At 74.6% G+C, this 19,792-nt stretch carries 15 protein-coding genes; 6 read left to right on the top strand and 9 right to left on the bottom strand.

Annotated features, from left to right (window positions below):
- Positions 1-31 precede the first annotated feature (31 nt).
- Positions 32-646, bottom strand: a complete 615-nt coding sequence (locus V1J52_RS17275) for a TetR/AcrR family transcriptional regulator (protein ID WP_330140739.1) — start codon at positions 644-646, stop codon at positions 32-34.
- The gene (locus V1J52_RS17270; protein WP_330140738.1) at positions 643-2,193 is read right to left on the bottom strand and encodes a 3-hydroxyacyl-CoA dehydrogenase; all 1,551 of its coding nucleotides are present in this window, start codon (positions 2,191-2,193) and stop codon (positions 643-645) included. The genes V1J52_RS17275 and V1J52_RS17270 overlap by 4 nt, the downstream gene beginning before the upstream one ends.
- Positions 2,194-2,286: 93 nt before the next feature.
- Between V1J52_RS17270 and paaN the strand changes: the two genes are divergently transcribed.
- Entirely contained in the window at positions 2,287-3,993 is a 1,707-nt protein-coding gene (gene paaN / locus V1J52_RS17265; RefSeq protein WP_330140996.1) for a phenylacetic acid degradation protein PaaN, read from the top strand.
- 67 nt (positions 3,994-4,060) lie between these two features.
- On the opposite strand, the gene V1J52_RS17260 is transcribed toward paaN, so the two are convergent.
- The 6 genes from V1J52_RS17260 to V1J52_RS17235 form a co-directional block, all read right to left on the bottom strand.
- Entirely contained in the window at positions 4,061-4,837 is a 777-nt protein-coding gene (locus V1J52_RS17260; protein WP_330140737.1) for a TrmH family RNA methyltransferase, read from the bottom strand.
- A gap of 155 nt (positions 4,838-4,992) precedes the next feature.
- Complete coding sequence (locus tag V1J52_RS17255) at positions 4,993-6,234, bottom strand: cytochrome P450 (RefSeq protein WP_330140736.1); 1,242 nt, start codon at positions 6,232-6,234, stop codon at positions 4,993-4,995.
- Positions 6,235-6,449: 215 nt separating this feature from the next.
- Complete coding sequence (locus V1J52_RS17250; protein WP_330140735.1) at positions 6,450-7,361, bottom strand: Yip1 family protein; 912 nt, start codon at positions 7,359-7,361, stop codon at positions 6,450-6,452.
- 131 nt (positions 7,362-7,492) lie between these two features.
- Complete coding sequence (locus V1J52_RS17245; RefSeq protein ID WP_330140734.1) at positions 7,493-7,954, bottom strand: ATP-binding protein; 462 nt, start codon at positions 7,952-7,954, stop codon at positions 7,493-7,495.
- Positions 7,955-8,147: 193 nt separating this feature from the next.
- Positions 8,148-10,451 (bottom strand): (Fe-S)-binding protein, encoded by a 2,304-nt coding sequence (locus tag V1J52_RS17240; RefSeq protein WP_330140733.1) that lies wholly within the window; start codon positions 10,449-10,451, stop codon positions 8,148-8,150.
- Between the two features lie 271 nt (positions 10,452-10,722).
- Positions 10,723-11,841, bottom strand: a complete 1,119-nt coding sequence (locus V1J52_RS17235; protein WP_330140732.1) for a M23 family metallopeptidase — start codon at positions 11,839-11,841, stop codon at positions 10,723-10,725.
- A gap of 316 nt (positions 11,842-12,157) precedes the next feature.
- Between V1J52_RS17235 and dnaK the strand changes: the two genes are divergently transcribed.
- From dnaK to V1J52_RS17215, 4 genes are all read left to right on the top strand, one after another.
- Entirely contained in the window at positions 12,158-14,017 is a 1,860-nt protein-coding gene (gene dnaK / locus V1J52_RS17230) for a molecular chaperone DnaK (RefSeq protein WP_330140731.1), read from the top strand.
- Positions 14,014-14,715 (top strand): nucleotide exchange factor GrpE, encoded by a 702-nt coding sequence (gene grpE / locus V1J52_RS17225; RefSeq protein WP_330140730.1) that lies wholly within the window; start codon positions 14,014-14,016, stop codon positions 14,713-14,715. The genes dnaK and grpE overlap by 4 nt, the downstream gene beginning before the upstream one ends.
- 84 nt (positions 14,716-14,799) lie before the next feature.
- Positions 14,800-15,975: a molecular chaperone DnaJ gene (gene dnaJ / locus V1J52_RS17220; RefSeq protein ID WP_330140729.1), complete on the top strand. Its 1,176-nt coding sequence runs from the start codon at positions 14,800-14,802 to the stop codon at positions 15,973-15,975.
- Between the two features lies 1 nt (position 15,976).
- Positions 15,977-16,438 carry a heat shock protein transcriptional repressor HspR gene (locus V1J52_RS17215; protein WP_330140728.1) on the top strand — a complete coding sequence of 154 codons (462 nt, stop codon included), beginning with the start codon at positions 15,977-15,979 and terminating at the stop codon, positions 16,436-16,438.
- 41 nt (positions 16,439-16,479) lie between these two features.
- On the opposite strand, the gene V1J52_RS17210 is transcribed toward V1J52_RS17215, so the two are convergent.
- Entirely contained in the window at positions 16,480-18,570 is a 2,091-nt protein-coding gene (locus V1J52_RS17210; protein WP_330140727.1) for a SpoIIE family protein phosphatase, read from the bottom strand.
- A 172-nt stretch (positions 18,571-18,742) separates the two neighbouring features.
- On the opposite strand from V1J52_RS17210, the gene V1J52_RS17205 reads away from it, so the two are divergent.
- Entirely contained in the window at positions 18,743-19,591 is an 849-nt protein-coding gene (locus tag V1J52_RS17205; RefSeq protein ID WP_330140726.1) for a trypsin-like serine peptidase, read from the top strand.
- Positions 19,592-19,792: the final 201 nt, after the last annotated feature.

Genomic DNA, 19,792 nt, shown 5'->3' with positions numbered 1-19,792 from the left:
CCGGCCGTCCCGTGCGCCCGCGCCGGGGCCCTCAGCCCTCCCCGCGCGCCTGTCCCGGTTCCGTCCGCAGGCCCGCGAACGCCATGCGGACGACGGCCGCGGCCACCTCGTCCCGCGCACCGGCCGCGTCCCGCTCGGGCCGGTACCACTCCACGATCGAGTTGATCATCCCGAACAGCAGCCGCGTCGCCAGCCGCAGGTCTATGTCGGCCCGCAGGTCGCCCTCGGCGGCGGCCCGCCGCAGCAGCTCGGCCACCTGCTGGTCGAACTCGCGGCGCCGGGCCAGCGCCCAGCGCTCGGTGGCGGTGTTGCCGCGCACCCGCAGCAGCAGCGTCACGTACGGCAGCTCCGCCATCAGCACCTCGGCCGTGCGCCGGGTGACGTGCTCCAGCCGCTCGACGGCCCGGCCCCTGACGGCGCCGGGCTCGGCCAGGATGCCGAACAGCCCGTCCAGCGCCCGGCTGACCGCCCGGCGCAGCAGGTCCTCCTTGCCGCTGACGTGGTGGTAGATCGACGACTTGGAGATCCCGGCGGCGCGGGAGAGGTGCTCCATGGACGTGCCGTCGTACCCGCGTTCGTTGAACACGCGCACGGCGACGGCGAGCAGCGTGTCGGGCGTGTACGTGTCGCGCCTGGCCATGGTCACGATTGTCCTCCGGTGCGTCCGGCGCGGCGCAGCAGGGCCTGGGAGGGGGCGTACCGGCCGGTCGGGTAGGCGGCGTGCAGGGCGCGCAGCACGTCCACCGCCCACTCGGCGCCGAGCGCGTCGCACCACTCCAGCGGGCCGCGCGGATAGTTCACGCCCAGCCGCATCGCGGTGTCGGTGTCGGCCTCGGAGGCCACGCCCCGGGCGACGGCGTCGGCGGCGAGGTCGGCGAGGAGGGCGACGGTGCGGGTCACGATGAGGCCCGGCACCGGTTCGACGAAGCTGACCTCGCGCCCGAGCGCCTGGAACAGCCCGGCGGCGGCGGCCCGGTCCGTCTGCGGGACGTCGTCCGCGCAGCCCAGGGCGGTGCGGGTCGCGGCGGCTTCGTCCAGGGCGAGGTCGTAGTGGATCTCGCCGGACGCCGGGGCGTGCCCGTTCGCGGCCAGGAGGCGCGAGCCGCCGGGCAGCGCGACGTACCCGCCGCTCCCGTCGCTCCTGCTGGGCTCGGCGGGCCCGCCGTCCCCTTCGGCCGCCTCGGGCTCGTGCCGGACGACGGTCAGGCCCGCCCCGGTGCACAGGGCGGCGAGCCGGGCGGCCGGCCCGGGCCCGCCGTGGACGGTGACGGTGCGGGGCGCGGGGTGCCGCGGCTCGGTGCGCGGACGCGGCTCCTCGGCCCCGTCGCCGTGGGGGTACCAGCCGTGCCCCGACTTGCGGCCCAGCCGCCCGGCCTGGACGAGCCGCCGCTGCGCGAGGGACGGGGTGAACTTCGGGTCCTGGTAGAACGCCTCCCACACGCTGCGGGTGACGGCCTCGTTGACGTCCTGCCCGATGAGGTCCGTCAGCTCGAAGGGGCCCATCCGGAAGCCGCCGCTCTCCCGCAGGACGGCGTCGATGGTGGCCGGGTCGGCGGCACGCTCCTCGTACAGGCGGAACGCCTCGGCGTAGAACGGGCGGGCGACGCGGTTGACGATGAACCCCGGCGTGTCGGTGCAGCGCACCGGCGTCTTGCCCCAGGCGGCGGCCAGCTCCTCGGCCCGCGCGGCGGCGGCCTCGTCGGTGGCGGCGCCGCTCACCACCTCCACCAGCGGCAGCAGCGGTGCCGGGTTGAAGAAGTGCAGGCCCACGCAGCGCCCCGGGTGGCGCAGGGCCCCGGCGACGGCGGTGACGGACAGGGAGGAGGTGTTGGTGGCCAGCAGGCAGTCGGCGGAGACGACGGACTCCAGGGCGCCGAAGAGCTGCTGCTTGGCGCCCAGCTCCTCCAGCACGGCCTCCACGACGAGCCCGGCGTCGGCCAGCTCGCCCAGTTCGGCCGCGGGGTGCAGCCGCGCCAGCGCCTCCGCGTGCGCCTCGGGCGTCATGCGGCCCTTGGCCACCAGCCGTTCCAGCCGCTGCCCGATCGCCGCCGCGGCCTGCTCGGCGCGCCCGGGTGCCACGTCGTGCAGCCGCACCCGGTGCCCGGCGACCAGGGCGACCTGGGCGATGCCCTGCCCCATGGTTCCGGTGCCGACGACGCCGACCGTCTCCCGAGCCGTCTCCACGCTGGCCATTTCAGCCCCCTTGTCCCGACCGATCGTTCGGTTACTCTAGCCGTTGTCCACCAGCCCACGCCCAGCTCGACGAGGAGTTGGTCCCCGATGACCATGGTGACCCCCGCGCTGACCGTCCGGCAGTTGGCCGACCAGCACGGTCCCACACTCGACAAGGCTCTGGAGGCCCTTCGTACCCGCGAGTACTGGTCTCCCCACCCCGAGCACCCCAAGGCGTACGGCGCGGACGGCACGCCCGGCGCGGCCGAGGGGAAGGCCGCCTTCGACGCCCTGCTCGGCACCCGCTTCCCGCTGGAGCAGCCCGGCACGGACGACTGGACGGGTGGCGAGACCTCCCCGTACGGCGTCGAGCTGGGCATCACCTACCCGCACGCCGACGCGGACGTGCTGCTCCCCGCGATGCGGGACGCCATGCCCGCCTGGCGGGACGCCGGGCCGAAGGCGCGGGCGGTCGTCTGCCTGGAGATCCTCGCCCGGATCAACGCCCGCTCCCACGAGTTCGCGCACGCCGTCATGCACACCAGCGGCCAGGCGTACCCGATGGCCTTCCAGGCCGGCGGCCCGCACGCCCAGGACCGGGGGCTGGAGGCCGTGGCCACCGCCTACGCCGAGCAGACCCGCACGCCCGCCACGGCGGTGCGCTGGACGAAGCCGCAGGGCAAGCGCGACCCTCTGGAGCTGACCAAGGAGTTCACCGCCGTCCCCCGCGGCGTCGCCCTGGTCATCGGCTGCAACACCTTCCCCACCTGGAACGGCTACCCGGGGCTGTTCGCCTCGCTGGCCACCGGGAACGCGGTGCTGGTCAAGCCGCACCCGCGCGCCGTGCTGCCGCTGGCGCTCACCGTCCGGACCGCCCGCGAGACGCTGGCCGAGGCCGGGTTCGACCCGGACCTGATCGCGCTGGCGGCCGAGCGCGAGGGCGAGGGCGTCGCCAGGTCCCTCGCGCTGCGCCCCGAGGTCCGCGTCATCGACTACACCGGCTCCACCGCCTTCGGGGACTGGCTGGAGGCCAACGCCCGCCAGGCCCAGGTCTTCACCGAGAAGGCGGGCGTCAACACGGTCGTCGTCGACTCGACGGACGACTACCGCGGCATGCTCGCCAACCTCGCGTTCTCCCTCTCCCTCTACAGCGGCCAGATGTGCACCACGCCGCAGAACCTGCTGGTCCCCCGGGACGGCATCCGCACCGACGCGGGCCACAAGAGCTACGACGAGGTCGTGGCCGACCTCGCGGCGGCCGTGGACGCGCTGCTCGGCGACGACGCCCGCGCCGCCGCGCTGCTCGGCGCGCTCGTCAACCCGGGCGTCGTCGAGCGCCTGGACGCGGCGCCCGGTCTCGGCGAGGTCGCCCTGGCCTCCCGGCCCGTGCCGCACCCCGAGTTCCCCGACGCCACCGTCCGCACCCCGGCCCTGCTCACGCTGGACGCCGCCCGGTACGCCGACGCGCCGCAGGACGCCCCCTACCTCAGCGAGTGCTTCGGACCCGTCTCGTTCGCCGTCGCCGTCGACTCCACGGCCGACGCGGTGGAGCTGCTGCGCCGCACGGTCCGCGAGCGGGGCGCCATGACCGTCGGCGCCTACACCACCGACCCGGAGACGGCCCGGCTCATCGAGGAAGCCTGCCTGGAGGAGTGCGCCCAGCTCTCCCTGAACCTCACCGGCGGCGTCTACGTCAACCAGACGGCGGCGTTCTCCGACTTCCACGGCTCCGGCGGCAACCCGGCCGCCAACGCCGCCCTGTGCGACGCCGCCTTCGTGGCGAACCGCTTCCGCATGGTGGAGGTCCGCCGCCAGGCGTGACGGCGGGCACCCGGCGGCGCGGGCCCGGGCGGGCACCCGGTGGCGCGCGGGCCAGCGGTCAGCGGTGTCAGCGGCGTGCGGCCCAGTGGTAGAGGGCCATCGCGGCGCTCGTGGCGAGGTTGTAGCTGGAGACCTGCGGCCGCATCGGCAGCGCCAGCAGCCGGTCGGCGCGGGCCCGCAGCTCCGGCGAGACGCCGTGGCGCTCGGTGCCGAACGCGAGGACGGCGTCGTCGGGCAGCACGGTGGTGCGCAGGTCGTCGCCGTCCGGGTCCAGCACGCACAGCGGGCCCGGCGGCAGCGCGTCCGGCTCCAGGCGCTCCACGGCGGTCGCGTAGTGCAGGCCCGCCCCGCCGCGCACCGCGCCGGGGTGCCAGGGGTCGGCCGGGCCGGTGGTGACCACGCCCGTCGCCCCGAGCCCGGCGGCCAGCCGGACGACGGCGCCGACGTTGCCCAGGTGGCGCGGGTCCTCCAGGAGGACGACCGGCGCGCGGCGCGGACGGGCGTGCAGCACCGCGAGGTTGGCGGACCGCTCCCGCCGCCCCGCCAGCGCGGCCACGCCGGTGGGATGCGCACGCGGCACCAGCGACCGCAGCACCGAGTCGTCCACCTCGACGGCGAGCGCGCCCAGGGCCCCCGCCACGTCGGGGGCCAGCTCTCCGGCCAGTCCGCGCAGCTCCGCCGCGTCCCGGGCCAGCACCACCCGCACCTCCGCGCCGAACCGCAGCGCGTGCTTGACCGCGTGGAACCCGTCCAGCACGACGCCGTCCGCCGCGTGGCGCCGCCACGCCCGCACGGCCTCCCGGGCCGCGTCCGTCCCGCCCGCCGGGGCGTCCTGCCTGCTCACCACCCCAGGCTACGCGCGCCCGGAGCGCGTCGGCCCAGCGGTGACATGGTGACGCCCCCCGGGGACGTGGAGGGGCGGACCGGATGGTCCGGCCGCGATGGACGCGCCCAGCCGGTCAGCCGGACGGTGTGCGGCCGGGCCGCGCTGACCGGACGTCACGGACGGACGCCGGTGAGGACGACGCCGCTGCGCGGCCGGGTCGGGATGCGGCGCAGCGGGATCGTGAGGTCCTGCTCGGGGACGGTGTACTCCAGACGGGCCAGCCGCGTCGCCAGCGCGGCCAGCAGGGCGACGGTCACGTCCTCCCCCGGGCAGCGGTGGCCGGTGCGCGGGTCGCCGCCGCCCTGGGGCACCAGCTCGTCCGCGCCCGGCGCCCGCCGGAGGAAGCGCTCGGGGCGGAAGGCGTACGGATCGCCCCACAGCCCGGGGTCGTGGTCCTGCCCGTACAGGTCGAGCAGCACCATCGCCCCGGCCGGAACCGGCTCCCCGCGCCACGTCAGGTCCCGCACGGCCCGGCCGGCCACGAACGGCGCGAACGGGTAGAAGCGCCGCACCTCGTGGGCGAACGCCTCGGCGTAACCGCTGTCGTCGGTGCGCAGCCGCTCGCGGTGCCCGGGGTAGCGGTGCAGGGCGTGTCCGGCGAAGGCGGTGAACCACGAGACGGCGACGGTCGGCCGCAGCACGTTCAGCAGCTCGACGGCGGCGACCCGGGCGTCCGGCCGCACCCCGTCGGCGTCCCGGTGCGCCGCCACCGCGGCGAGCGCGGAGCCGGGCGGCGCGCTCGCCGCGCCCGAGCGCACGTCCTCGACCAGCTCCGCGAACCGGGACTCCCACCGGGCGCGGGCCCGCCGCGCCCGCCAGTGGCGCGGGCCGAGCGTGCCGAAGCCGTCCACCATGGCGATCAGGTCGGCGGCGAGCCGCGGCAGTTCCTCCTCGGGGACGGGTACGCCCGCCCACTCGGTCACCCCGCGCGCGAGGACCCGGCTCGTCTCGTCGAACAGCACCGTCCGCGGCTGCTCGGACCACCGCTTCGCCGCCTGCTCCCAGGCCGCCGTCGTCCGGGCGACGAGCGCGGCGACACCGTCCGGCGGGGTGAGCAGCGCCGTGAACAGCTCCTTGCGCACCCGGTGGGCCGTCCCGTCCAGCGTGTGCACGGCGCCCTTGCCGAACAGCGTGGACACGACGGGCTCGGGCAGCGCCGTGCGCCGCTCCACGTGCCGCTCGTCGTAGAAGAACCGCACGGCGTCCTCGCCGCGCAGCGCCACCGTGTGCCGCCCCATCAGCCGGGTGCGGACCACGGGCGCCTCCGTGTTCCGCCACCGGTCCGGCAACCAGGCGTAGCCCTCGGTTCCCAGGGCCAGGGTGCTGTCGAGCAGGGGCGCGGAGGAGGCAGGCATGCGCTGCCGTGTGCCCGGACGGTGCCTGGCCGAAACCGGCCCCGCCCGCGCCGGTCAGGCGGCCGCGCCCGAGCCCCCGGGGGGCGCCCCCGGGGTCCGTCATCACGCCTTCGGCACTGACGCGGAACCGTCCGCCCGCCCTGCTCCGGCGCGCGCCGCGGCCACCCGGCGTCCAGCGGCCCGCCCGGCCGTCCGGCGGCGCGGTGCGCCTCGGCTCAGAGCGTGCCGAGTTTGATCAGGAAGAGCAGGGCGACGAGCTGGATCGCGGAGGCGCCCAGGGCCTTGGGCCAGGGGAGGTCGTGGGAGCGGCTGACCATCAGGGCGAACAGCGCACCCGCCGCCACCCAGGTGAGCCAGCCCAGCACCTGCACGAACGGGGCGTTGCCGCCGAGGAAGAACGCGAACAGCAGCCGGGGGGCGTCCGTCAGCGAGCTGATGAGCATCGCCAGGCCCACGGTCGGCGCCCACGCGCCGTCACCGCCGAACTGGCGGGCCAGGGTGTGCGTCACCGACCCGAGGACGACCATGGAGATCACCACCGCGACGCCGGTGATCAGCACGTACGGGACGGCGCTGGTCAGCGTGGAGTTCAGCACCTCCTCGCGGGCCTGGTCGAGGCCGAAGACGGCCAGCAGGCCGTACAGGAAGGTGACCAGGACGGCGGGACCCCACACGGCGTGGTCGCGCGTCTGCCAGAACGTCGTCTTCGGCCGCAGCACGATGCCCGCCAGCAGCTCCTTCCACGGCAGCCGCGGCCCGGCGGGCGGCGCGCTGGTGCGTCCGGCGGCGTAGGTGGAGCCACTGGTGTAGTCGTCACCGCCGCCGGGCTCCTCGTGGATGCTGAACTGGCGCGTGTGGCCGGGGGCGTCGGCGTACGGGTCGCGGACGGCGTGCCCGTCGAAGTACTCCGGTTCGCCGTGCGGCGAACCGTGCCCGGCGCCGTGCGGTGAGCCGCCCTGCCCCTGCCCCCAGCTCACCGGCTGCTGCCCGCCGTACGGCCCCGGGGCCTGCCCCGGGTGGTGCTGCCCGTGCGGGGGCTGCTGCGGAGGGCCCTGCGGGACGGGCGGTTGCTGCCCCTGCTGAGCGTTCCGCGGGCCACGGCCGCGTCCGATCCTGAATCCAGCCACGTCATCGAACGTACCGCGTCCGCCGCCCCGCCGGACCACGGGGACCGGCCCCAGCACCTCCTTGTGGCCGGTTCGGTACATCCCGTAGGGATACGCCCCTAGGTGCCGCGCGGCCTCCCGGGCGGACCGGGTCAGGGGGCGGGGCGGAAGAGGGCCACGGGGCCGGGGGGCAGGGCGACGGCGAGGGTGACGACGGAGCCGGGGTGGGCGGGGGCGATGCGGAGCCGGTCGGTCGTGAGCCGGGCCAGCCACAGCCCGCGCCCGCGGTGCCCGCCGTCCAGACCGGGCAGCAGCTCCGGGATCACGTCCGCGCTGAATCCCGGTCCGGCGTCGCTGACCTGGGCCTCCAGCTCGTCACCCACCCGCCGCAGCAGCAACCGGCCTTCGCCGCCCGCGTGTTCGACCGCGTTCGTCAGTACCTCGTCCACGGCGAGCACGAAGCCGCCGCGCTGCGGCTCGGGCAGCCCGGCGCAGGCGGCGCACTCCTCCACGCGCAGCCGCAGCTGCGGCAGGGTCCGGGCCGTGAAGCGGCGTTTGAGCAACTGCTGTTCCGGCCGTCCCGGGCGGGTACGGGGCGCCTGGTCCACGGGCATACCGCGAAGGCTAGAGCCGCGCGGCCCTGTGACGACAGGGCGCGTGGCCGCCCGGCTGGTTTCCCGCCAGCTCTGGCCGAAAACGGGCCGGAGCACGCGGGCGCCCGCCCGGCACCCGCTCCCCGTCCCACGCGCCCGGCCGCCGTCCCACGCGCCCGGCCGCCGTCCGGGTGCGGAATGCGCCGGCGGGGCGTCAGCCAGCCGTCGGCGCCGGTTCCGGCGCGTCCGTCGTGTCCGTCGCGCCGTCGCCGTCGTCCGGGCCGGCGGGCGTCTTCACCGACGTCAGCAGCAGCTGCGCCACGTCCACGACCTGCACGGACTCCTTCGCCGTGCCGTCGTTCTTCTTCCCGTTCACCGAGTCCGTCAGCATGACGAGGCAGAAGGGGCAGGCCGTCGAGACGATGTCGGGGTTCAGCGACAGCGCCTCGTCCACGCGCTCGTTGTTCACGCGCTTGCCGATCCGCTCCTCCATCCACATGCGCGCGCCGCCGGCGCCGCAGCAGAAGCCGCGCTCCTTGTGCCGGTGCATCTCCTCGTTGCGCAGCCCCGGCACCTTGCCGATGATCTCGCGCGGCGGCGTGTAGACGTTGTTGTGGCGGCCCAGGTAGCACGGGTCGTGGTAGGTGATCAGGCCCTCCACGGGCGTGACCGGCACGAGCCTGCCCTCGTCCACCAGGTGCTGGAGGAGCTGCGTGTGGTGGATGACCTCGTAGTGGCCGCCGAGCTGCGGGTACTCGTTGGCGATCGTGTTGAAGCAGTGCGGGCAGGTGGCGACGATCTTCTTCCGGGACGCCGGGAGCCGGGTGGGCCCGTCACCGTCCTCGGTGTCGTCCTCGCCGAAGGCCGCGTTCAGCGTGGCGACGTTCTCCTCGCCGAGCTGCTGGAACAGGAACTCGTTGCCGAGGCGGCGGGCGGAGTCACCGGTGCACTTCTCGTCGCCGCCCATGATGGCGAACTTCACGCCCGCCATGTGCAGCAGTTCGGCGAACGCCTTCGTCGTCTTCTTGGCCCGGTCCTCCAGGGCACCCGCGCAGCCGACCCAGTACAGGTACTCGACCTCGGTGAGGTCCTCGATCGTCTTGCCGACGACCGGCACCTCGAAGTCGACCTCCTTGGTCCACTCCAGCCGCTGCTTCTTGGCCAGCCCCCAGGGGTTGCCCTTCTTCTCCAGGTTCTTGAGCATCGTCCCGGCCTCGCTCGGGAACGCCGACTCGATCATCACCTGGTACCGCCGCATGTCGACGATGTGGTCGACGTGCTCGATGTCCACCGGGCACTGCTCGACACAGGCGCCGCAGGTGGTGCAGGACCACAGGACGTCCGGGTCGATGACGCCGTTCTCCTCCAGGGTGCCGATCAGCGGACGCTCGGCCTCGGCCAGCGCGGCCGCGGGCACGTCCTTGAGCTGCTCGGCGGTGGCCTGCTCCTCGCCCTCGGCGTTCTTGCCGCCGCCGGCCAGCAGGTAGGGCGCCTTGGCGTGGGCGTGGTCGCGCAGCGACATGATCAGCAGCTTCGGCGACAGCGGCTTGCCGGTGTTCCAGGCCGGGCACTGCGACTGGCAGCGTCCGCACTCGGTGCAGGTGGAGAAGTCGAGGATGCCCTTCCAGGAGAAGTGCTCGACCTGGGAGACGCCGAACTGGGTCTCCTCGCCGCCCTCCTCGTCGAACACCGTCTCGAAGTCGATCGGCTTGCCGCCCGACGTCATCGGCTGGAGTTCGCCCAGCGCGGTGCCGCCCTTCGCGTCCCGCTTGAACCAGATGTTGGGGAAGGCGAGGAAGCGGTGCCAGGCGACGCCCATGTTCGTGTTGAGGCTGACGGTGATCATCCAGATCATCGTCGTGCCCAGCTTCACCATCGCCCAGAAGTAGACGAGGTTCTGCAGCGTGGCGACGTCCAGCCCGTTGAACAGCGCCACCAGCGGGTACGAGACGAGGTACGCCGGCTCGTACCCGTCCACGCCGTGCAGGGCGCCCTCCAGGCCGCGCAGCACCAGGATCGCGAGACCGATCGTGAAGATGATGTACTCGACGAAGTACGCCTGCCACATCTTCGAGCCGGTGAAGCGGGACTTGCGGCCCGCCCGCGTCGGCAGGTTCGCCAGCCTGATCACCATGAGCGTGGCGATGCCCAGCGTCGTCATCAGGCCGATGAGCTCGATGTACATCTCGTACGGCAGGAACCCGCCGAGCACCGGCAGCGTCCAGTCGGCCTGGAAGAGCTGCCCGTAGGCGTTGATGATCGTCGGCGGGAGGGTGAGGAACCCGATCGCCACGAACCAGTGGGCGACGCCGACGACGGCCCAGCGGTTCATCCGGGTGTGGCCCAGGAATTCCCGGATCAGGGTGGCCGTGCGCGCCTTCCAGTCGTCCGTGCGCGTCCCCGCCGGTACCGGCTGGCCGAGCTTCACGAAGCGGTAGATCTGTGCGACGGCACGAGCGATGAGCGCCAGGCCGACCGCGGTGAGGCTCAGCGTGACGATGATCGCGGCGAGTTGCATGACGGCTCCTCGGGCCTGCGGAGGCGGTAGAGGCGAGGGTTCGGGGCGGGCGTACCAGTTGGTAACTTAGTCAGTCCGTACGAGACTATCCACTATCCGCTCCGCGCTGTACCGGGGCATGCGGTGATCTGCGTCGCTGAGGGTGGGCTAACCCCGGGCGCCCGCGCGGGACACGCCCCCGCGCGCTGCTGTACGAGCCCGGACGTGCCGGGCGCCGCACGTGCCCGGACGTCCCGGGCGTGGCGAGCGGGCGCCGCCCCCCGGGGCACGGCTACAGCCGCACGCCCCGGGCGCGCAGCCACGGCACCGGGTCGACGCCGCGCGCCGCGCCGGACGGCCGCACCTCGAAGTGCAGGTGGGGGCCGCTGGAGTTCCCGGTGGAGCCGGAGAGCCCGATCTGCTGCCCGGCCCGCACCCGCTGCCCCGCGCCGGTCTGGAGGACGGACAGGTGGGCGTAGTACGTCTCGAAGCCGTCACCGTGCCGGACCACCACCCGGTTCCCGAACGCCCCCGCGTACCCGGCGCGCACGACGGTCCCGGCGCCGACGGCCCGGACCGGGGTGCCCGTCCGCACCGCGAAGTCCTGCCCCGTGTGGCGGCCCGCCCAGCGGGAGCCGGACGCCGCGTACCCGGCGCTGAGCCGGTACGCCGCGACGGGCGCCGCCCAGGAACCGGCGCCGCCGTGCCCCATGGCCGTACGCGTGCCCATCCGGGCGGCCCGTGCCCTGGCCCGGTCCAGCTCCGCGCCGACCTGCCGCTTCAGCCGGAGCCGGCGGGCCTCCTCGGTGCGGAGCCGGGCCAGGGCGCGGGCCGCCTCCGCCCGCTGCCGCTCCAGGCGGACGCGCGCCTGGCGGGCGGATTCCGCCAGCCGTGCGGCGGCCCGGTTGCCCCGCAGCATGGAGGCGGTGCTGTGCAGGAACGCCTCGGGGGAGTCGGCCAGCACCACGCGGGCGCCCGCCAGGAGCCCGCTGCCCCGGTACTGGCCGGCCGCCGCGGAGCCGATCGCCCGGCGCAGCTCCGCGTACTCGGCGCGCTGCCCGGCCAGCTCACCGGAGAGCCGGTCCACCCGCTCGCGCTGCCGCGCCGTCGCGGCCCTGGCCCGTTCGTACCGCTGTCCCGCCCGGGTGGCCTCCCGGTAGATCCGGGCGGCCTCCGCGACGGCCGTCTGCGGGGAGCCGCCCGCCCGCGCCGGGCCGCCGGGCGGGCGCGGGGCGGCGCGCCCGAGGTGGTCGGGCCCCGCCGGGCGGGGCTGTGCGGCGGCCGCGGACTGGGCCGGCGCGATGACGGGCACCGCCGCCGGCACGAGCGTCAGGGCCAGGGCCGCCGTCCACACGGACAGCGCCGAACGCGTCAGCCGCGGCCGGGGCGTGGCGCCCCGCGAGGTCGGCACGCACGCGCACACCGTCACCATCTCCCGTCCGGCAGGGGCTCAGCAGGGTCACTGGGGGCCTCTCCCGGGAACGCGGTGTTCAAAGCCCGAACCAGGAGAACCTGGACAAATTTCAGCCCCGTGCAGGAAAAAGCAGAAGAAGTCCCAAGCGGAAGAGATGCCCAACGCCAGTCATGGGCGGCCCTCGTGGAGCAAGCGCTGCGCGTGCTCACGACAATAGACCTGAGTCTCCCCGGCTCACGTCTCTTGACGGCCGCGCGTCCGTCAGGCACCCTTGAGTCAGTAACACTCAATGTGAGCTGGAGGAGATCCCGAGATGGCACGTGCGGTCGGCATCGACCTGGGTACGACGAACTCCGTCGTCAGTGTGCTCGAAGGCGGTGAGCCCACCGTCATCACCAACGCCGAGGGCGCCAGGACCACGCCGTCCGTCGTCGCCTTCGCGAAGAACGGCGAGGTGCTGGTCGGCGAGGTCGCCAAGCGCCAGGCCGTCACCAACGTGGACCGGACGATCCGGTCGGTCAAGCGCCACATGGGCACCGACTGGAAGATCAACCTCGACGGCAAGGACTTCAACCCGCAGCAGATCAGCGCGTTCGTGCTGCAGAAGCTGAAGCGGGACGCCGAGGCGTACCTGGGCGAGAAGGTCACCGACGCGGTCATCACCGTCCCCGCGTACTTCAACGACCACGAGCGCCAGGCCACCAAGGAGGCCGGCGAGATCGCGGGCCTGAACGTCCTGCGCATCGTCAACGAGCCGACGGCCGCCGCCCTCGCCTACGGCATGGAGAAGGAAGACCAGACGATCCTGGTCTTCGACCTCGGCGGCGGCACCTTCGACGTCTCGCTGCTGGAGATCGGCGACGGCGTCGTCGAGGTGAAGGCCACCAACGGTGACAACCACCTCGGTGGTGACGACTGGGACCAGCGCATCGTCGAGTACCTCGTCAAGCAGTTCCAGTCCGGTCACGGCGTGGACCTCGCCAAGGACAAGATGGCGCTCCAGCGGCTGCGCGAGGCCGCCGAGAAGGCCAAGATCGAGCTGTCCTCGTCCACCGAGACGACGATCAACCTGCCCTACATCACCGCCTCCGCCGAGGGCCCGCTGCACCTCGACGAGAAGCTGACCCGGGCGCAGTTCCAGCAGCTCACCCAGGACCTCCTGGACCGCTGCAAGACCCCGTTCCACAACGTCATCAAGGACGCGGGCATCCAGCTCTCCGCGATCGACCACGTGGTCCTCGTCGGCGGCTCCACCCGCATGCCGGCCGTCGCCGAGCTGGTCAAGGAGCTGACCGGCGGCAAGGAGGCCAACAAGGGCGTCAACCCGGACGAGGTCGTCGCCATCGGCGCCTCGCTCCAGGCGGGCGTGCTCAAGGGCGAGGTCAAGGACGTCCTCCTGCTGGACGTCACCCCGCTGTCCCTCGGCATCGAGACCAAGGGCGGCATCATGACCAAGCTCATCGAGCGCAACACCACGATCCCGACCAAGCGCTCGGAGATCTTCACCACGGCCGAGGACAACCAGCCGTCCGTGCAGATCCAGGTCTACCAGGGCGAGCGCGAGATCGCGGCGTACAACAAGAAGCTCGGGATGTTCGAGCTGACCGGGCTGCCCCCGGCGCCGCGCGGCGTCCCGCAGGTCGAGGTCACCTTCGACATCGACGCCAACGGCATCATGCACGTCTCCGCCAAGGACCTCGGTACCGGCAAGGAACAGCGCATGACCGTCACCGGCGGCTCCGCGCTGCCGAAGGACGACATCGAGCGCATGATGCGCGACGCCGAGCAGTACGCCGAGGAGGACACCAAGCGCCGCGAGGCCGCGGAGACGCGCAACCAGGCCGAGCAGCTGGTGTACACGACCGAGAAGTTCCTCCAGGAGAACGAGGACAAGGTCCCGGCCGACACCAAGGGCGAGGTCGAGGAGGCGGTGTCCGACCTCAAGGAGAAGCTGAAGGGCGAGGACACCTCCGCGATCCGCGAGGCCACCGAGAAGGTCGCGGCCACCAGCCAGAAGCTGGGCCAGGCCCTCTACGCCGACGCCCAGGCCCAGCAGGCCGCCGCCGGCGCCGAGGGCGGGGCCGGCCAGGCCGGCGCCGCGCAGGGTGACGACGACGTGGTCGACGCCGAGATCGTGGACGACGAGAAGGACAAGCGAGGAGGTGCAGCGTGACGGAGGAGACCCCGGGCTTCGAGAAGGACGAGCCCGAAGTCCCCGCCGACGCTCCCGCATCGCCCGAGGAGGCCGTGGCAGCCGGTGCCGGGTCCGCCGACCAGGCGGACCCGGCCGCCGGGGCCGCCGACTCCGAGGAGCAGGACGTCCCGGCTCCGCAGGACGCCGGGAGCACGGCCCAGGGCGCGGCGCTGACCGCGCAGCTCGACCAGGCCAGGACGGCGCTGAACGAGCGCACCCAGGACCTCCAGCGCCTCCAGGCGGAGTTCGCCAACTACCGCCGCCGGGTGGAGCGGGACCGCGTCGCGGTCAAGGAGGTCGCGGTCTCCAACGTGCTGACCGACCTGCTGCCGGTGCTGGACGACATCGGCCGCGCCCGGGAGCACGGCGAACTGGTCGGCGGCTTCAAGTCGGTGGCCGAGTCGCTGGAGACGGTCGTCGCCAAGATGGGCCTGCACCAGTTCGGCAAGGAGGGCGAGCCCTTCGACCCGACGGTCCACGAGGCGCTGATGCACTCGTACTCGCCCGACGTCACCGAGACGACGTGCGTGCAGATCCTCCAGCCGGGGTATCGCATCGGCGAGCGCACGATCCGCCCCGCGCGGGTCGGCGTCGCCGAGCCCCAGCCCGGCGCGCAGGGCACGGGTGACGAGAAGGCGGCGACGGACGAGGAGAGCGGTGGCCCGGACGAGGGCTGACGTGTGGAGCCAGTGCCCCCGGGCGGGCCGCGCGGCGCGGCCCGCCCGGGCGGCGGCAGGACGAGGGAAGGAGGGACGCCGCCGATGAGTCTCAGCAGGGAAGTGCTGGAGAAGGACCTCTACAAGGTCCTCGGTGTCCCCAAGGACGCCACCGAGGCGGAGATCAAGAAGGCGTACCGGAAGCTCGCCCGCGAGTACCACCCGGACGCCAACACGGGCGACGCCCGCGCCGAGGAGCGCTTCAAGGAGGTCGGCGAGGCCAACGACGTCCTCTCCGACGCCAAGCAGCGCAAGGAGTACGACGAGGCGCGCGCCCTCCTGGGCTCCGGCGGGTTCCGGCCCGGCCCCGGCGGCGGCAACTTCAACTTCGACCTGGGTGACATCTTCGGCGGCACCCAGGGCGGCGGCACCGCGGCGGGCGGCTTCGGCGGCGGCCTCGGCGACGTCTTCGGCGGCCTGTTCAACCGGGGCGGCACCACCGGTGCGCGCACCCAGCCGCGCCGCGGCCAGGACGTCGAGTCGGAGGTGACGCTCAGCTTCACCGAGGCCGTGGACGGCGCCACCGTCCCGCTGCGGATGTCCAGTAGCGCCGCGTGCCGGACGTGCGCGGGCACCGGCGACAAGAACGGCACGCCCAGGGTGTGCCCGACGTGCGTCGGCACCGGGCAGGTCAGCCGGGGCGGCGGTGGCGGGTTCTCGCTCACCGACCCGTGCCTGGACTGCCGGGGCCGCGGCCTCATCGCCGAGGACCCGTGCGAGGTGTGCCGGGGCAGCGGCCGGGCGACGAGTTCGCGCACCATGCAGGTCCGCATCCCGGCGGGCGTCTCCGACGGGCAGCGCATCCGGCTGCGCGGCAAGGGCGCGCCGGGCGAGCGCGGCGGCCCGAACGGGGACCTCTACGTCGTCGTGCACGTCGACGCGCACCCGGTGTTCGGGCGGCGCGGCGACAACCTGACGGTGACCGTGCCCGTCACCTTCACGGAGGCGGCGCTCGGCGGGGAGATCAGCGTCCCGACGCTCGGCGGCCCCCCGGTCAAGCTCAGGCTGCCGCCCGGCACCCCGGGCGGACGCACACTGCGGGCGCGCGGCAAGGGCGCCGTGCGCAAGGACGGCACGCGCGGGGACCTCCTGGTCACCGTGGAGGTGGCCGTGCCCGGCGAGTTGAACGAGAAGGCAGTCGAGGCCCTGGAGTCCTACCGCGACGCGATGGCGGGGGAGGACCCACGGGCGGCGCTGTTCCAGGCCGCGAAGGGAGACTGAGGTGGACGGCCGAGGTGCACGCAGGAACAACCCGTACGAGCTGACCGACGAGTCGCCGGTCTACGTCATCTCGGTCGCCGCCCAGCTCTCCGGGCTGCATCCGCAGACGCTGCGCCAGTACGACCGCCTCGGCCTGGTCTCCCCCGACCGCACGGCCGGGCGGGGCCGCCGCTACTCGGCGCGCGACATCCAGCTGCTGCGCGAGGTGCAGCGGCTCAGCCAGGACGAGGGCATCAACCTCGCCGGGATCAAGCGGATCATCGAGCTGGAGAACCAGGTGGCGGCGCTCCAGTCCCGCGTCGCCGAACTCCAGCAGGCGCTGGAGGGCGCCGCGGTGACCATGCGCCAGCGCGAGGCGCAGGTGCACGCGTCCTACCGCCGCGACCTCGTGCGCTACCAGGACGTGCAGCAGTCCAGCGCCCTCGTCGTCTGGCGCCCCGGCGGCCCCGGGCCCCGCGGGTAGCCGTATCCGCTGGGGGCGCGTCCCGCGGACGCGCGCCACCGTCAGCGCACGCGGGCGACGAGCAGGGCGGCGTCGTCGTGGTCGTCCTGCTCGTCGCGCCCGCGCAGGTGGTCCAGCAGCCGGTCGCAGGTCTCCTCCAGCGGCCGGTCCTCGCCCTCCAGCACCGCCAGCAGCGCCTGGAGCCGGACGTCGATGTCCTCGTCGCGCCGCTCCACCAGCCCGTCGGTGTACAGCACGAGCCGGTCGCCGGGGGCCAGCTCCACGGTGACGGACCGGAACACGGTCCCGCCGACGCCCAGCGGCGCGCCGGTCGGCAGGTCGAGCAGCTCGGGCCGCCGCCCGTGCCGGACGACGGCCGGCGGCAGGTGCCCCGCGTTGGCGACGCAGCAGGCGCCGCTGTGCGGGTCGTAGAGGGCGTAGACGCAGGTGGCGATGTAGTTGTCGATGCCGGTGGTGATGCGGTCGAGGTGCCGGAGCAGCTCGGCCGGGTCGAGGTCCAGCTCCGCGAGCGTCTGCGTGGCGGTGCGCAGCCGTCCCATCGTCGTCGCGGCGTTGATGCCGCTGCCCATCACGTCGCCCACGATCAGGGCCGTCCGGTCGCGGCTGAGCGGCAGCGTGTCGAACCAGTCGCCGCCCACCTCGCTCACGGCCTCGGCCGGCTGGTAGCGGGAGGCCACGTCCAGGCCGTACAGGTGCGGCGGGTGCTGCGGCAGCAGGCTGCGCTGGAGGGTCAGCGCGGTGTCGCGCTGCCGCTCGTACCAGCGGGCGTTGTCGATGCAGACGGCCGCGCGGGCGGCCAGCTCGCAGGCCAGCGCCACGTCCTCCTCGTCGAACGGCAGCGGGTTGCGGGCCCGCTTGAGGTCCAGGGCGCCCAGCACCTCCCCGCGGGCGATCAGCGGCACCGCCAGGTAGGAGTGGACGCCGGCCCGGGCCAGCAGGCCGGCGGAGTCCGGGCCGCGGGCGATGCGGGCCAGGTCGGCGTCCGTCGTGCGGGCGACCAGCACCGGGCGCCCGGTCCGCACGCAGCGCGTGACCAGGCGGTCCGCGCCGTAGCGGGCCGACTCGCCGGGCGGGTCGGCGGCCCGTGCCGCGTCCGTCGGATGGCCGACGCCCAGGGCCAGCGCCCGGAAGACGGCCGGTCCGTCCGGCGCCGGTGTGCTGCGGCGGCCCGCCAGGACGGCGTCCAGCACGTCGACGGCCGCCACGTCGGCCAGCTCGGGCACGGCCACGTCCGCCAGCTCCCTCGCCGTCTGTGCCAGGTCCAGCGTGGTGCCGATCCGCACGGAGGCGTCCGCGACGACGGCCAGCCGGTGCCGGGCGCGCTCGGCCTCCAGGCCGGCCCGGTGCCGGTCGGTGACGTCCACCACGGAGGTGGCGAGGCCCAGCACCCGCCCGCCCGCGTCCTCCAGCCGGTGCAGTGACACCGACCACGCGCGCTCCTCGTGCTGGTCGGTGGGCATACGCCCGATCGTGTACTTGTCCAGCACCGGTTCACCGGTCTCCAGCACCCGGCGCATGGCCCGCTCGGCGCTGTCGCTGTGCAGGAACGGCAGGATGTCCCGCACCCGCCGGCCCAGGTGCGCGTCGGCGGGGATGCCGCTGATCCGCTCCAGCGCCGGGTTGACGGCGACGTAGCGCAGGTCGGTGTCCATGATCGCCAGACCGATCGGGGACTGCTCCACCAGCCGCACGGACAGCGCGAGGTCCCGTTCCACGCGGCGCAGCGTGGGCTGGTCCGTGGCCAGGCTCAGCGCGTAGGCGTCACCGCCGTCGTCCAGCAGCCGCATGTTGCGGAACTCCAGCAGCCGCACCCCGCCGTCCTTGTGCAGGGCGGGGAAGGTGCCCTCCCAGCTGCCGCGCTCGTCCGCCATCAGTTCGGCGAACAGCCGCAGCACCAGGTGGTAGTGCTCCTCGGGCACGAGGAGGCGGGCCCCGTACCGGCCGAGCGCCTCTTCCGCCGGGTACCCGAGCAGCGCCTCGGCCTGCGGGCTCCAGAAGACGATGCGCCCCCGGTCGTCGAGGACGAACGTGGCCACGCCCAGCACGTCGAGCAGCCCGCCGGGCCGGGCCGGACCGGCGTGCGGGCCGCCCGCCGGGCCGGACCCGGACCACGTGCCGTCGGTACCGCTCATCCCCGCCCTCCTTCCGCGCGCAGGGCGCTTCCATCATGACCCCGCACGCCGCCGCCCCGCAGCCCCGCGCCCCCGGGTGGCCGCACGGCCGGGTGACCGCGCCCCCGGGCGGCGGTCATCCGCTCGGCCGCCTGCGGTGGCCCTGCGGAGGGCGGGCCCGCACGGTGGGGTGATGGAGCACATACGGACGGCGACGGCCGCGCTCGCCACCACCCTGACGGCCGTGGCGCTGGCCGGGGCCACCGGCCCGGCGCAGCGGGAGGACGGCGGGCCCGGCGCCCAGGGCGGCCCCTGGGCGGGCGGCAGCGTCACCACCGTGGGGAAGCTGGTGACGGACCTGGGGGACGGGCGGACCGGCGTCTGCTCCGGCGCCATAGTGGACTCCCCGAGCGGCAGCGTCATAGCGACCGCCGCGCACTGCCTGACCTCGCCCGACCGCCCGGACCGGCCGCGGGCGGCGTGGTTCGCGCCGGGGTACGAGGCCGGGCCCGGCGCCGGGTCCGGGGCGCTCGGCGCCGAGGGCGCGATGGAGCACGGGTGGAAGGTCGTCTCCTACCACGTCCCGCCCGGCTGGGACGTGAACCGGCCGCTGGAGGACATCCTCCCGCACGACTACGCGTTCGTGACGGTGGAGAAGAAGCAGGGGCGCAGCGTCCAGGAGGAGTTCGGGGCCAACCGGCTGGACTTCGCGCCGGTGGACCCCGGCTCGCCCGTCCTGCCGATGGGGTACCCGGCCGCGCCGCCCTACGACGGCCTGCGGCTCGTCCACTGCTCGGGCCGGGCGGAGCTGCTGACCGCGCGCACCGCGCACGCGGCGAACGTCGGCGGCCTGCTCCTGGCGCCGTGCCGGCTCACCCAGGGTGCCAGCGGCGGCCCCTGGCTCCAGGACTTCGACGCCGCCTCCGGTTCCGGCACGGTCGTGGGCGTGATGTCCGTGGGCAGCGGCGACGGGCAGGTCCTCGGCCGTCCGTTCCCCGCGGCCACCGGCCGCGCGCTGTACGCCGAAGCCACCGCGGTCTGACCCGCGCGTCCCGGCTTTCGGCCCGGCGCGGCCGCCCGCCCGCCCCCAGCCCTCCTCCGGCCCGGCCCCCGCCCGTCCCCGCTCCCGCCCCGGGCCCGCCGCCGCCAGCCCGTCTCGGCCCGGCCCCGACCCTGCGCACGGGGGCCGAACCTGCTTGAGTGGCTTCCGCTCAAGTTTGTGTACCCTAGAGGAGTCAGGGCG

The sequence above is a fragment of the Streptomyces solitudinis genome, from assembly GCF_036323765.1.
In the GTDB taxonomy this organism is placed as follows: Bacteria; Actinomycetota; Actinomycetes; order Streptomycetales; family Streptomycetaceae; genus Streptomyces.
The sequence above is the reverse complement of the archived record's forward strand: the minus strand, read 5'-3'. Positions and strand labels throughout refer to the sequence as shown.